Source organism: Bradyrhizobium sp. GW821-FHT13H06, from assembly GCF_058803975.1.
In genome coordinates, this window is record NZ_JBXAPN010000002.1 from 147,469 (window position 1) to 160,445 (window position 12,977).

The window sequence follows — 12,977 nt, forward strand, 5'->3', positions numbered from 1 at the left end:
CGCGCTTATTTCGCGGCGTCCTTCGGCGGCGCATCCTGCTTCTTCTTCAGATCCTCGGCGGCCTTCGCCTGCGCGGCCTGAAGCTCGCCGAGCGTCTTCTGCAAGCCGGCGAGGCTCGACTTCAGCGTGTCGATCTGGCGATTGGCGGCATCCAGCTTCTGCTGATGATCAAGGGCGAGCTTGGCGATCGTCTTCTGCAGGAAATCGACATTGCTCTGGAGGCAGCTGGTGCGCCGCTCCATGGTCTTCTCGACGGTGCAGATCTCGATCCCGGGCACGTCCTGCGCGCGGAGCGGCAGCGGCGCCAGCGCTGCGAGCAGCAACATCGCGAAACAAATGCCGGTGTTTCGAAGCAGCATGCAGGTTCCTCGTCCGATCGATCACAGCAATGTGCGCCGTTTGCGCGCCGCAGCGTGACGCTACCACACTCGTACCGCATTCTCGCGTTGAGCTTGCGTCTGTTCCCAGGGATGGGGAACGATGATCCGCACGCGGAAGAAGTGGGCACTCTTTCCGCGGCTTTGTTTAGGGGAGATTTTTGGAATGGCAACGCGCGACAGACGTTTGGCGGAGTTCGACGGAGCCGGAGAACCACCGCCGGGCCTGCCACTCGAAGTGCTCTGCGAGGATCACAGCGGAACATATCAACTGCCGTTCGCCTGCCGCTACGTCGAGGGACGCTGGCAGAACCACGAGGCCGGCATCGCGGTCGAAGCAACCGTCATCGGCTGGCGCCTGCCGCGCGTGAAGCAGCGCGGGGCCGCCTGAGCGCGGTTTCTGTTTCAAAATGCGACGGCGCCGCGCTCCGCCTTAACCTTCGGAACGCGGCCCGAACGAATCACGTCCGAATCAGCGGAAAGGCCGCGTACGCAGCTGTTCACGGCTAGATGTCGATGCGGCTGTGCGGGCGCGCACAATATCTGCGCAGCATGCGGGATGGGCCCGGCCTGTCACCGGCGCCAAAGGTTAATCGCAGCAAAGGCATCGCTGTGGGGCCGCCGGGCGAGGGCACCGCCCCCGAAACAGGCAGGACGGCGCAACACCTGCCTAATATTCGACCTCGAGCTCCTCGATCTCGGCGGGCTCCTCCCGCGCCGCAGCGATCCATTCCTGCATCTCCGGCATGGCCATGATGGTATCGGCATAGGCCTTCAGGCGCGGCTCGAGCTTGACGTCATAGGTCACAAAGCGCGTCACCACCGGGGCGTACATCGCATCCGCCATGGTGCGCCGCGCGCCGAACAGGAAGGGGCCGCCCGATTTCTCCAGGCAGTCGCGCCAGATGAAGGAGACGCGGTCGATGTCGGCCTGCGCCCGCGACCAGATCTTGAAGCCCGGAAAGTGTCCCTTCAGGTTGACCGGCAGCGAGGCGCGCAGCGTGGTGAAGCCGGAATGGATTTCGCCTGAGATCGAGCGGCAATGGGCGCGCTGGATGCGGTCGGCCGGCAGCAGGCCGGCGTCCGGCATCAGCTCGGCGAGATATTCGGCGATCGCCAGCGTATCCCAGACCACGGCGCCCTCGTGCCGCAGGCACGGCACCAGAATCGACGACGACAGCAGCAAAATCTCGGCGCGTGCCGACGCATCGTCCGGGGCGGTGACGATCTCCTCGAAATCGAGCCCGGAGAATTTCGTCAGCAGCCAGCCACGCAGCGACCAGGACGAGTAGTTCTTGCTGCTGATGGTCAGTGTCGCCTTCGCCATATGGCCCTTCCCTGGTCCCGACATCAGCCCGGACGTGCCCGTGGCCTGAACTTTTCATGGGTCTGAGCAGCAAGCGACGTGCCAATTCTGCGACGGTCCAGACCGCCGTCTGGCGTCCTTATTGCATAGCAGCACGGGACGGGATGGGCGTTTCAGCATGATGTCGATGTATTATCAGGCCTTTCAAAACCACATGGACCTGACGGCGCCATGGCGCGCAGGGGCTTCGTCGGCGCTCAAATTCCTCAACCTGGTGCCGCAGGGCATGTCGGACCAGGTCGTCGGCCGGCTGTCGGCCGCGCTGGAGCTGATCTCGCGCTCCACCCTCACCTACCACCGGCCGGCCTACGGCATCGACAGCGTGATGGTGGGCAACCGCGAGATCGCCGTCACCGAGGAGATCGCCTATGCGACGCCATTCGGCTCGCTGCTGCATTTCCGCAAGGACGGCGTCGGCGAGCAGCCGCGCATGCTGCTGGTGGCACCGATGTCCGGCCACTTCGCCACGCTCCTGCGCGGCACCGTGAAGACACTGCTCCAGGACCACGACGTCTACATCACCGACTGGCACAATCCGCGCGACATTCCGCGCAGCGAGGGCCGCTTCGGGCTCGACGACTACACCGAGCACCTGATCGACTTCCTCGGACAACTCGGTCCGCGCCCGCACATGGTGGCGATCTGCCAGCCGTCCGTCTCGGCGCTCGCGGCCGCCGCGATCATGTGCGAGGGCAATCACCCCTCGCGCCCGGCGACGCTGACGCTGATGGCAGGTCCCATCGACACCCGCATCCAGCCGACCAGGGTCAACGAGTTCGCCAAGAGCAAGCCGATCGAGTGGTTCGAGCAGAACCTGATCAACTACGTGCCGGTGCAATGCCGCGGCGCCTTGCGCAAGGTCTATCCGGGCTTCGTGCAGCTCACGGCCTTCGTCTCGATGAATCTCGAGCGTCACATCAAGCAGCATCTCGACCTCGCCAACCACATCGCCAAGGGCGAGAAGGACAAGGCCGCGACGATCAAGACGTTCTACGACGAATATTTCGCGGTGATGGATCTTCCTGCGGAATTCTACATCGAGACCGTGCGCGACGTGTTCCAGGAGCACCTCCTGCCGCAGGGCAAGCTGATGCATCGCGGCCGCCCGGTGAATACCAAAGCCGTAAGCCGCATGGGCCTGATGACGGTCGAGGGCGAGAAGGACGACATCTGTTCGATCGGCCAGACCCTCGCCGCCCAGGACCTTTGCACCGGCGTTCGCGCCTATCGGCGCGTCCACCACATGCAGGCCGGCGTCGGCCATTACGGCGTGTTCTCCGGCAAGCGCTGGAACAACGAGATCTACCCGCTGCTGCGCGATTTCGTGCACGTGAACTCGTGAGCGCGAGCGGCGACACGGCGTTCAGATTGGACGGGACTGTCTCCGAACCGCATCTGCGATAGGCTTCAGCGATTCAGGAGCGGCACGGCCAACCAGACTATAGCCCAGCCCGTCGTCGGCCCAGGTATAGCCTCCGACGTCGCCCTGCGATTGATGCGTCATGGGCGCATTCTGATCCGCCCTGCTCATGGACCGGATCAGCACGACGATCCGGCTGCCACGGTCATCGTCATACATGAACATGGCCGCCGGACCATGCGGGCTGGCAACAACGCGACCTCCCATCAACCGATAGCCTGACGCTGCAAGGTCCGGCACCTTCACCGGCCGGCGCAGCCGGTCAGAGACCCAGTGCACGAGCTCGGCGCTGTCGGAGGCGCGAACCTCGACGGGCCGGACGCGATCCGGTGCGTAGACGCTGTAGGTGGACGCCGCCTCCTGCCCGAGCGCAGCCAGTCCGCTCGGCGACGGCTGGAGCGCACCGCGCATGGACCAGCCGCCGACGCCGCCAATGCTCAAGAGCAGAAGCGCCGCCGCGGCCCAGGGCACGAAGGACGGCCTTCGAGCCCGCCGCTCGATGATACGCGACAAATTCAGCTCTGCGGGCAACGGCTCCTCGGCAACAGGCGCGAGCGCCGCGCGCAACAGCTCGCGCTGGCTGGCAAAGGCGGCCGCGCGCCTGGCGACATCCGGATGATCGTTCAGATATGCAGCGACCTCTGCCTGCCGCTCCGGCTCGAGGACCCTGTCCACATAGCCATGGAGATCATCTTCCGTGATCGGACGATGGCTCATTCTCTCGCGCTCCGGATTGACACGATGTTGCCTGCAGCGCCGATGGACGGTCGTTCAAGCTCCTGCTGCAGCCTTTCTCGCGCACGGGACAACCGCGACATCACCGTACCCACGGGAATGTTGAGCACTTTGGCAGCATCCGCATAGGACAAGTCCTCGACCGCGACGAGCAGAAGCACCGCCTGCTGATCCCTCGGGAGCTTCGCGAGCTTGTTCAGCACATCCTGATACATGAGCTTCTGCTCCTGTGCAGCAGCCTCGCCGAATTCGTTCTCGTCTCTCTCGTCAATCGGAACGTGGCTGCCGCGCGACGCCGATCGGCGAAACTGATCGACTGCGAGGTTGTGCAGTATGGAGAACAGCCAGGAGCGGACATTGCCATCGCGCCGCTGATACCAGCGACTGACCGCGCGCTCCAGGCAATCCTGTACCAGATCGTCGGCGGCCACACGATCGCGAACGAGCGAGCGCGCGTAGCGGCGGAGCGCGGGGATCAGCGGCTCGACCTGAACCAGCATGTCCTGCATCGCGCGTTCCGCCTGCTCTCTCTGTTGTCTTCAGAATGAACGCTATCGAGACTCGATCTGGACCGGCTTGCCCGGCATTGCCGCATCGCCGGACGCAATGACCAAATATCGCCTGTCCGTCCTGGAGTTTGGCTCGACGATCTGACGGATCGGGCCTGTGGCGTTGACAATAGCAGATCCCGCCGGATTGGTCATGAAAGCAGCCAGCGGCTGCAACGAGCCGCTACCATCTTCATGCCTGGCGAGCGCCAGCACATATTTCTGCTTTGGCTGAAGTCCGGTGACGGAGGCCTGCAGGATCTGAACCAGACCCTGATCGAACAGCGATACGGTAGTCGGCACCCTGCCGGCCCTCCCTCCTTCCTTCGGCGCCAGCGCGAGGTGCGCGACCTGGCCGGCGACGCCGAGGGCCTGCAGGTTCTGGCGGTCATCGGGATCGGGCGCGGCATTCGGCACATAGGCGATCGCCTGCGGCGCTTGCCCGATTGGGACGTTGGCGATGACCTTGTTGGTCGCAGTATCGATCGCGGCCAGCGCATCTGCGTTCTCCAGCCCGACATAGACGCGCGTGCCATCACCCGAAGGCCACACGCCATGTGGAAGATTGCCGACCGGGATGGTTGCGACCTGCGAAAAGTCGCCCGTGCTGAACACCTTGACCTCGTTCAATCCACCCACGGTGACGTAGGCGAACGTTCCTTTCGCCGTATGGGCGAAGTTCACGTGATTGGTAATCGGTCCGGTGTCGATCGTCTTGATTGGATCGAACGGCGGCCTGGCGTTGAATACCTGGGTCTTGCCGATGTCCTTGAGCGTGAACCAGACCTGGTCGCCTTCCGGCGTCACCGCGATGTTCGGACAGAATGGGCTTTCCTGCTTCACCTTGGCGATGATCTTGTGCTCGGCGACCGAGACGACGTCGGTCTCCGGATTGAAGGAGGAACATATATAGCCGTACTTGCCGTCCGGCGAGAACATCTGCATGCCGGGGCCGCTCGGCGTCGTGATGCGGTCCTTCTCCTCGAAGGTTCCGGCATCGAGCACGGAGATGTAGTTCTCCCCGCGTACGGTAACCCACACCTCCTTGCCGTCAGGCGTGAAGAACGCCTCATGCGGCGAGCGGCCGATATAGGTGACATGCTTGATGGCATTGCTCGCCGTATCGATGAAGGTCACCGAGTTCGAGCCGATCGAGACCACTGCGAGTGTGCGGTGATCGGGCGAATAGCCCATGCCGTGGACGAGCACCTGGCCCTTGTAGAGCGGGCTGAAGTTGCCGGGCTGAGGATCACCGAGCCTGATCACGCCGAGCAGTTTGTTGTCGACGGGATCCGTCACAGAGACCGTGTTCGAGAACTGCTCGGCCGCGTAGACACGGTCATGATGGCCGATCGGGAGATCGGGCGAGGCCAGTGCGCCCGGAGCTTGGCCGGCCCACGCGGCGCCACTGGTCGCCAGCATTGTGGCCGCCAAGAAAAGTGTCTTCAAGGTTTTCATGTCTGGCTCCTAGTGTTTCGTTCCGGCGGGCATGTTCAACTGCATGTCCGAATGGTGATCCTGCGCCGGCGGGACGAGCTGCGGCTGGGTCGGCGCGGGGGCGGTATCGGTCACGGGCTCGCCGATCGCGAGCTTCATGGCTGCGATCTCCTGCATCTGGTCGACGATGATCTCCTGCGCGATTCGCCGAAGCTGCTCGTTCTTGCCGTAGCGCAGTTCAATCACGGCCATGTCGATGGCGCCCTGATGATGCGGGTTCATCATGGCAACGAAATCGCGATCGATGTCGCCGGTCGGCTTCACCGCCATGTCGTTCATCATCTTCGTCATGGCGGCATCGTTCTCCTTGAGGAACGCACTCTCGTCGGCGTTGAGCGCCGTCGGATGGCTTTCGACCGGATGGCTTTCGTGAGCAAGGAGCAATGACGGAACCGCAAAGGCGAGCAGCAGCCGCGCGCCGAATGCAGCTGCGGCGAGACCCGGTCGCCGAACCTTGCCAATGAGCGCCGTCATGACGCTGCGAAACCCTGACCTGTGCATTTTGAACTCCGCGGGTGTATTGAGGGTGTGACGTCTTGCAACGCCTGTTATTCCGTCTACCGCTTCAAGATTTTTGCCGTCTCCGATGGTGGTCATCCCAGCAGCAGGGACTGAGAAGTAGGACGTGCCGGCGCACGTCCTATTCCATCGGCGCACTCAGAAATTCCGGAGCGACGGGTCGTAGGCTGGAAAATGCAGGTGTTACAAACGCTAAGGGATCGCCAGGAAGTTCGATCACATAAACGTCAGCGTTGCCGGCGCGGAAAACCGCAGTTGGAAGAGATGGTGAAGTGAAGTCTCGAGGTGCTCCGCGCCTTCACGCCTCAGGCCGACCACTCCTCGCCCCACGCCTGAACGACATGGCCCGGCGTGACCTCGCGGTACTGCCGGATCGGCGGCTGGTAGTCCGGTGCGCGCACCGGGCTTGTGATCTCGTCGTTCGAGGCCTCGCGCCGGACTCCGCGGCGCGACGGGTCGGGCACCGGCACGGCGGCCATCAGCTTCTTCGTATAAGGATGCTGCGGATCGCCGAACACCGCAGCGCGCGGGCCGATCTCGACGATCTCGCCGAGATACATCACCGCGACGCGATGGCTCATGCGCTCGACCACCGCGATGTCGTGGGAGATGAAGAGATAGGCGAGGCCCATGCTGGCCTGGAGGTCCAGCATCAGATTGACGACCTGCGCCTTGACCGAGACGTCGAGCGCGGAGACAGCTTCGTCCGCGACGATCAGCTTCGGCCCGAGCGCGAGCGCACGCGCGATGCAGATGCGCTGGCGCTGGCCGCCGGAGAACTCGTGCGGGAAGCGCGCCGCCATGTCGGCGGTCAGGCCGACGCGAACGAGCAGGTCGGCGACTTTCTCCCGCGCCTGCGCCGCCGAGGCGAGCCCGTTGGCGAGCAAGGGCGCAGCGATCGCCGTTCCCACCGACATGCGCGGATTGAGGCTCGCGAACGGGTCCTGGAACACGATCTGCATCTGCTTGCGAAAATCGCGTAAGGCTCGGCCGTTCATGGCCAGCACGTTCTCGCCGTCGACCAGGACCGTCCCGCTGTCCGGCTCGAGCAGCCTCAGGATCGAGCGCCCTGTCGTCGACTTGCCGCAGCCGGATTCGCCGACCAGCGCCAGCGTCTCGCCGGCGCGCAAGGTGAAGGAGACGTTCTCGACCGCGTGGACGCGGCCCGAGACCTTGCCGAACAATCCGGAGCGGATGGGGAAACGCGTGGTGAGGCCCGAGACTTCCAGCAACGGCCGCTCGGCCGTCGAAACGGTGTCGGGCGTCTCCACCGGCTGGTCCGAAGTCCCCGTCACCTTGTCGACGATCGGAAACCGCATCGGCCGCGCCCGTCCATCCATCGAGCCGAGACGCGGCACGGCCGCCAGCAGCGCGCTGGTGTAGGGATGCGAGGGTGCGGCGAATATCCGCGGGGTCGCGTCGATCTCCACCGCCTGCCCGCCATACATCACCACGGTCCGGTCGGCGATCTCGGCGACCACACCCATGTCGTGGGTGATGAAGAGGATCGACATCCCCTCCTCCTGCTGAAGCTCCTTCAACAGTTCGAGGATCTGGGCCTGGATGGTGACGTCGAGCGCGGTGGTCGGCTCGTCCGCGATCAACAGCCTCGGCCTGCAGGCCAGCGCCATCGCGATCATCACGCGCTGGCGCATGCCGCCGGAGAAGCGATGCGGATGCTCGTGGAAGCGGGATTTCGCTGCGGGGATGCGGACGCGATCGAGCAGGCGGATGGTTTCCGCCTCGGCGGCCGCGCGCGACAGGCCGCGATGCTGGATCAGCGCCTCGGCGATCTGGAAGCCGATGGTGAGCACCGGATTGAGGCTCGTCATCGGCTCCTGGAAGATCATGGCGACGTCATTGCCGCGAATGCTGGTCATGCTCGCCTCGGGCAGCGCGAGCAGGTCGCGGCCGGCCAACATGACGCGGCCCTCGACGCGACCGATCTCCTGCGGAATCAGCCGCATGATCGAGAGCGCGGTGACGCTCTTGCCCGAGCCCGACTCTCCGACGATTGCCACGGTCTCGCGCGGCGCGACGTCGAATGACACGTTGCGCACGACGGGAATCCATCGCCGCTCGATCATGAAGGAGGTGGTGAGGCCGGAGACCGACAGCACGGGGGCCTGCGACTCGACAACGACTTGGCCGGATCTGCTGGCGTCGGTGTTCATGCGATGGTCCTGGCGCGTGCCGCGGAGGAGGTGCGCCCCCTCCCCCGCTTGCGGGGGAGGGTTGGGGAGAGGGTGCTTCCGCAATCGAGCCCCCCCAAGAGGAAAGAGCCCTCACCCGGCGCTTCGCGCCGACCTCTCCCGCGAGCGGGAGAGGTGAACCGAGTCCGTGGCTGCACCGATATTCCCATCATTATCGCGCCCTCAGTAGCCGCGACTGCGATCGACGAGCCCCGGCAGCTCCTCGCCGCGGCGGTGACGGGCGATGACGTCGAGCACGAAATCGACGGCGGTGTCGGGCGTCGTCATACTGGCATTGTGCGGCGTCAGCAGGATGCGCGGATGGCTCCAGAACGGATGGCCTGGCGGAAGCGGCTCGGGATCGGTGACGTCGAGCACCGCGCCGGATAGCGCGCCGCTGTCGAGTGCAGCAAGGAAATCGGCCTCGACGAGATGCGGGCCACGGCCGACATTGACGAGCCCTGCCCCGCGCGGCAGGCGCGCGAACAGGTCGGCATTGAGAATCCCGCGCGTCTGATCCGTCAGCGGCAGCAGGCAGACCAGAATGTCGGCCCGCGCCAGAAACTCCGGCAGAGTATCCGCGCCCGCGTAGCAGGTGACGCCTTCGATCTCGCGCGGCGAACGATTCCACCCCGATAGCGCAAAGCCGAACGCCTTGAGACGTTCGAGCACGGCCTGGCCGAGCTGGCCCAGTCCCATCACGCCGACACGCCGCCGCTTCGCCGGCGTGATCCGGATCTCGCGCCAGACCTGCTGCTTCTGCTGGTCGATGAAATCCAGGAGATCGCGATGCAGCGCGAGCACAGCCATGGTGACGTATTCGACCATGGTCTCGGCGATGCCGGGCTCCAGCATGCGGACCAGCGGAATATGCGCCGGAACTTTCGTGGTATCGAACTGATCGACGCCCGCTCCGACGGAGAAGACCAGTTCGAGATTGGGAAAGGTCGCCGCAATGTCATCCGGCGGCACCCACGCCACCAGATGGCGGACGTCGGCGGGATTGCCGATGTCGGGCCAGAGCCGGAACGGCACGTCGGGCGCGCGCTCCGCGAAGAAGCGCGCCCATTCGGCGCCGCGAACCATGTTGGCCTTGTAGAGAACCGTCATGCAGCTAACGTCCTCAGAACGGGCTGACCGGCGCGAGCCGACGGCCGTCGATCATGCGCTTGTGGCTGTAGGCGGCGGGATCGACCAGCGGCGTCGCGCCGGTCACGATGTCGGCGGCGAGCTTGCCGGCTGCGGGGCCGATGCCAAAGCCGTGGCCGGAGAAGCCGGTGGCGAGGAAGAAGCCCGGCAGCGCATCGACCGCCGAGATCACGGGGATCGTATCCGGCGTGCAGTCGATCGTGCCGCCCCAGGCTTCCGCGATCTCGATGTCCTTCAATTCCGGATTCGACTTGATCAGCGCTGATAGCGCCGAATTGACCAGCGACATGTCGGGCGCGGGATCGCGCACGCGCTCGGCCTCGAACGGCGACGGCTTGTCGAAGCTCCAATTCGTGCCGCGCATGAGCTGGTCGAAGAACGACTTGCCGAACGACAGCTTCAGGCCGGTCTTGCGATGCTGATAGGTCGGCCAGAAGGTCCAGGCGTAGCGCAACAGATCCGGCGATAGCTCCACCGTGCCGCGGTTGCGCAGCGCCAGCGTGAAGCCGCCGTCGAGGCGGCGACGGATGCAGTAGAAATCGGTGCCGAGCGCGCCCGACGTGATCTCCGGCCCCGGCGTGGTCCGGCAGGCGGTGGCGTTGACGAGACCGATCGGCAGCTCGATGCCATGGCGGCGGCAGAACAGCGACGACCAAGCGCCGCCCGCCAGCAGAACGGATTGGGTGCGGATCGTGCCCTTCTCGGTGACGACGGCGCTGACGCGGCCGCCTTGCGTCTCCAGCCCGCGTGCCGCGCAGCCCTGATGGATGGTGACGCCGTGCTTGCGCGCGGCGGCCGCGAGCGCGGGCACGGCCATCGACGGCTCGGCGCGGCCGTCGCTCGGCGTGTGCAGGCCGCCGACCCATGTGTCGGTATTATCAGGCATGCGCTCGGCGACCTCCGCCGGCGTCAGGACGGTGGAGTGGACCTGCATCTCGCGCGCGACCGCGGCCCAGCGCTCCCAGCTTGCGAGCTCGTCCTTGCTCTTGGTCAGGAACAGCACGCCGGTGCGGCGGAAGCCGGCATCGACGCCCGCATCGTTCTGCATGTCCTCCCAGAGCCGCAGCGCCTCGCGCGCGAGCGGGATTTCCTCGCGGGCGCGGCCCTGCTGCCGGCACCAGCCCCAATTGCGGCTCGACTGCTCACCGCCGACGTGGCCCTTCTCGACCAGTGCGACCGAATGGCCCTTCTTCGCGAGATGATAGGCCGCGGAGACGCCGATGACGCCGCCGCCGATGACGACGACATCCGCCTGCTGCGGCAAGCGCTCGTCGCTGTTGATACGGTTGAGCGGCGGGGACATGGGGCACTCCTGGAGTTCAGTTCGATCGAGGTCTTGCTCGTCATGGGATGTTCATGCGCGGATCGAGCGCGTCGCGCAGGCCGTCACCGAGGAAGTTGAAACTGGTCACCGCGAGCGTGATGGCGAGGCCCGGCGCGATCGCGAGCCAGGGTGCGCTGGTGAGATAGATCTGCGCGTTGTTGAGCATGTTGCCCCAGCTCGCGGCCGGCGGCTGGATGCCGTAGCCGAGATAGCTGACATAGGATTCGAGCAGGATCGCTTTCGCGACGTTCAGCGTCGCCGCCACCACGATCGGCGCGATCGCGTTGGGCACCAGCTCGCGGAACATGATCCGCAGGTTCGACGAGCCAAAGGCGAGCGCGGCGACCGCGAACTCGCGTTCCCGCAACGACCGCACCTGGGCCTCGACGACGCGAGCGACGGCCATCCAGGCCGTCGCCGCAATCAGCACGGTGGTGGTGACGAGGCCGGGCTCGGTGAGCGCGGCCAGCGCCAGCAGGAGGAAGATGGTCGGAAAGCACAGCACGGCATCGACAAGCCGCATCAGGACCGCACCGACCACGCCGCCATAGAAGCCGGCGAAGGCGCCGACGGCAATTCCGACCGCCATCGCGATCACCATCGCGACGATGCCGATCGAGAGCGAGACGCGACCGCCCATCATCAGCCGCGCCAGCACGTCGCGGCCGAGCTCGTCGGTGCCAAGGATATGCGCGCCCGACAGCGGCGGCGCGAAGCGCTTCATGATGTCGATATAGGTGTCGTCGAACGGCAGCAGATAAGGGCCGAACGCCGACCCGAGCACGAGAACGAGGATGATCACCGCGCCCGCGAGCGCGAGCCGGTGGCGACGAAAACGACGCCACGCGGCCTGGCCGGGCGCGAGCTGAACGGTGGAGATGGTCGCAGCCGTCATCGCTAGCCCACCCGGATGCGCGGATCGACGACGGCATAGAGAATGTCGGCGAGCAGGGAGCCGATCAGCACCATGGTCGCCGAGAACATCAGGATGCCCATCACCACGGGATAATCGCGATAGCCGATGGAATCGAGGAACAGCCGGCCCATGCCGGGCCAGGTGAACACGGTCTCGGCGACCAGCGCGCCGCCGAGCAGCGTCGGAAACTGCAAGCCAGCCACCGTGATCATCGGCAGCAGCGCGTTGCGAAGCGCGTGGACCGTGAGGATGCGCCACTCGGGCATGCCCTTGGCGCGCGCGGTGCGGATGTAGTCCTGGTTGATCACCTCGAGCATGGAGGAGCGCATGAAGCGGCCCCACATCGCGGTTTCGACCAGCGCCAGCACCATTGCCGGCGCGATCAGATGATGCAGCAGGTCGAGGAAGGAGCCGTCGCCGATGGTCTGCCTGTTGCCGGCCGGCAGCCAGCCGAGCTTCACCGAGAAGACGTAGATGGTGACGAGGCCGAACCAGAAGGTCGGAATCGACAGCGCGATCATGGCACCGACGGTGGCGAGCGTGTCGAACAGCGAGTAGCGGCGCAGCGCACCCAGCACGCCGATCCAGCAGCCGAGCAGCACCGCGATGACCGTCGCCGTCGCCATCAGCTCCAGCGTGGCGCCGAGATGCGAGGAAATCACCGACAGCACCGCCTCGCCGTCGCGATAGGAGCGCCCCCAGTCGCCCCGTACCATGCGGCCGAACCAGTCGAGATATTGGATCGGCACCGGGCGATCGAGCCCGAGCTGCCTGGTGACGCGGTCGAGATCCTCCTGCGTCATCTGTCCGGAGACGGCGAACTGCGACAGCGGACCGCCGGGCGCCAGATGCAGGATGGCAAAGCCGATCGCCGAGACGATCACCAGCAACATGATCGCCTGCGCCAGGCGGTTGACGACGTAACGGGCCATCT

The 12,977-nt window shown here is 65.4% G+C and carries 13 protein-coding genes; 2 read left to right on the forward strand and 11 right to left on the reverse strand.

Annotated elements, in window-relative coordinates; genetic code table 11:
- Positions 1-5: 5 nt before the first annotated feature.
- Positions 6-359: a hypothetical protein gene (locus AC1RQP_RS07555; RefSeq protein ID WP_492936487.1), complete on the reverse strand. Its 354-nt coding sequence runs from the start codon at positions 357-359 to the stop codon at positions 6-8.
- Positions 360-543: 184 nt separating this feature from the next.
- Here AC1RQP_RS07555 and AC1RQP_RS07560 point away from each other — a divergent pair, with 184 nt between their 5' ends.
- On the forward strand, positions 544-768 hold the full coding sequence (locus AC1RQP_RS07560) for a hypothetical protein (RefSeq protein ID WP_024339451.1): 225 nt from the start codon (positions 544-546) through the stop codon (positions 766-768).
- Between the two features lie 279 nt (positions 769-1,047).
- Here AC1RQP_RS07560 and AC1RQP_RS07565 read toward each other — a convergent pair whose 3' ends face one another.
- Positions 1,048-1,704 (reverse strand): glutathione S-transferase family protein, encoded by a 657-nt coding sequence (locus AC1RQP_RS07565; protein ID WP_028179881.1) that lies wholly within the window; start codon positions 1,702-1,704, stop codon positions 1,048-1,050.
- Positions 1,705-1,861: 157 nt separating this feature from the next.
- Here AC1RQP_RS07565 and AC1RQP_RS07570 point away from each other — a divergent pair, with 157 nt between their 5' ends.
- Positions 1,862-3,085: a polyhydroxyalkanoate depolymerase gene (locus AC1RQP_RS07570; RefSeq protein ID WP_492936488.1), complete on the forward strand. Its 1,224-nt coding sequence runs from the start codon at positions 1,862-1,864 to the stop codon at positions 3,083-3,085.
- A gap of 21 nt (positions 3,086-3,106) precedes the next feature.
- Here the strand turns inward: AC1RQP_RS07570 and AC1RQP_RS07575 are convergent, their stop codons facing one another.
- The 9 genes from AC1RQP_RS07575 to AC1RQP_RS07615 form a co-directional block, all read right to left on the reverse strand.
- Positions 3,107-3,880, reverse strand: coding sequence for an anti-sigma factor family protein (locus AC1RQP_RS07575; RefSeq protein ID WP_492936489.1), 774 nt, complete (start codon positions 3,878-3,880; stop codon positions 3,107-3,109).
- Positions 3,877-4,407 (reverse strand): RNA polymerase sigma factor, encoded by a 531-nt coding sequence (locus tag AC1RQP_RS07580; RefSeq protein WP_239626582.1) that lies wholly within the window; start codon positions 4,405-4,407, stop codon positions 3,877-3,879. Before AC1RQP_RS07580 ends, AC1RQP_RS07575 begins: the two co-directional genes overlap by 4 nt.
- 42 nt (positions 4,408-4,449) lie before the next feature.
- Positions 4,450-5,904 carry a YncE family protein gene (locus AC1RQP_RS07585; protein ID WP_492936490.1) on the reverse strand — a complete coding sequence of 485 codons (1,455 nt, stop codon included), beginning with the start codon at positions 5,902-5,904 and terminating at the stop codon, positions 4,450-4,452.
- A 9-nt stretch (positions 5,905-5,913) separates the two neighbouring features.
- Complete coding sequence (locus AC1RQP_RS07590) at positions 5,914-6,417, reverse strand: DUF305 domain-containing protein (RefSeq protein WP_492936491.1); 504 nt, start codon at positions 6,415-6,417, stop codon at positions 5,914-5,916.
- 350 nt (positions 6,418-6,767) lie between these two features.
- Positions 6,768-8,636, reverse strand: coding sequence for an ABC transporter ATP-binding protein (locus AC1RQP_RS07595; RefSeq protein WP_492936492.1), 1,869 nt, complete (start codon positions 8,634-8,636; stop codon positions 6,768-6,770).
- Between the two features lie 201 nt (positions 8,637-8,837).
- The gene (locus tag AC1RQP_RS07600; RefSeq protein ID WP_492936493.1) at positions 8,838-9,764 is read right to left on the reverse strand and encodes a 2-hydroxyacid dehydrogenase; all 927 of its coding nucleotides are present in this window, start codon (positions 9,762-9,764) and stop codon (positions 8,838-8,840) included.
- 13 nt (positions 9,765-9,777) lie between these two features.
- Positions 9,778-11,106 carry an NAD(P)/FAD-dependent oxidoreductase gene (locus AC1RQP_RS07605; protein ID WP_492936494.1) on the reverse strand — a complete coding sequence of 443 codons (1,329 nt, stop codon included), beginning with the start codon at positions 11,104-11,106 and terminating at the stop codon, positions 9,778-9,780.
- A 40-nt stretch (positions 11,107-11,146) separates the two neighbouring features.
- The gene (locus tag AC1RQP_RS07610) at positions 11,147-12,022 is read right to left on the reverse strand and encodes an ABC transporter permease (protein WP_131869642.1); all 876 of its coding nucleotides are present in this window, start codon (positions 12,020-12,022) and stop codon (positions 11,147-11,149) included.
- A 2-nt stretch (positions 12,023-12,024) separates the two neighbouring features.
- Positions 12,025-12,975 carry an ABC transporter permease gene (locus AC1RQP_RS07615; RefSeq protein WP_492936495.1) on the reverse strand — a complete coding sequence of 317 codons (951 nt, stop codon included), beginning with the start codon at positions 12,973-12,975 and terminating at the stop codon, positions 12,025-12,027.
- Positions 12,976-12,977: the final 2 nt, after the last annotated feature.

Excerpts from the sequence above, each read along its gene's own strand:
- AC1RQP_RS07585 (WP_492936490.1), bottom strand. The coding sequence starts at position 5,904 with ATGAAAACCTTGAAGACACTTTTCTTGGCGGCCACAATGCTGGCGACC.
- AC1RQP_RS07570 (WP_492936488.1), top strand. The coding sequence starts at position 1,862 with ATGATGTCGATGTATTATCAGGCCTTTCAAAACCACATGGACCTGACG.
- AC1RQP_RS07615 (WP_492936495.1), bottom strand. The coding sequence starts at position 12,975 with ATGGCCCGTTACGTCGTCAACCGCCTGGCGCAGGCGATCATGTTGCTG.
- AC1RQP_RS07565 (WP_028179881.1), bottom strand. The coding sequence starts at position 1,704 with ATGGCGAAGGCGACACTGACCATCAGCAGCAAGAACTACTCGTCCTGG.
- AC1RQP_RS07595 (WP_492936492.1), bottom strand. The coding sequence starts at position 8,636 with ATGAACACCGACGCCAGCAGATCCGGCCAAGTCGTTGTCGAGTCGCAG.
- AC1RQP_RS07555 (WP_492936487.1), bottom strand. The coding sequence starts at position 359 with ATGCTGCTTCGAAACACCGGCATTTGTTTCGCGATGTTGCTGCTCGCA.
- AC1RQP_RS07580 (WP_239626582.1), bottom strand. The coding sequence starts at position 4,407 with ATGCAGGACATGCTGGTTCAGGTCGAGCCGCTGATCCCCGCGCTCCGC.
- AC1RQP_RS07600 (WP_492936493.1), bottom strand. The coding sequence starts at position 9,764 with ATGACGGTTCTCTACAAGGCCAACATGGTTCGCGGCGCCGAATGGGCG.
- AC1RQP_RS07590 (WP_492936491.1), bottom strand. The coding sequence starts at position 6,417 with ATGACGGCGCTCATTGGCAAGGTTCGGCGACCGGGTCTCGCCGCAGCT.
- AC1RQP_RS07560 (WP_024339451.1), top strand. The coding sequence starts at position 544 with ATGGCAACGCGCGACAGACGTTTGGCGGAGTTCGACGGAGCCGGAGAA.
- AC1RQP_RS07610 (WP_131869642.1), bottom strand. The coding sequence starts at position 12,022 with ATGACGGCTGCGACCATCTCCACCGTTCAGCTCGCGCCCGGCCAGGCC.
- AC1RQP_RS07605 (WP_492936494.1), bottom strand. The coding sequence starts at position 11,106 with ATGTCCCCGCCGCTCAACCGTATCAACAGCGACGAGCGCTTGCCGCAG.
- AC1RQP_RS07575 (WP_492936489.1), bottom strand. The coding sequence starts at position 3,880 with ATGAGCCATCGTCCGATCACGGAAGATGATCTCCATGGCTATGTGGAC.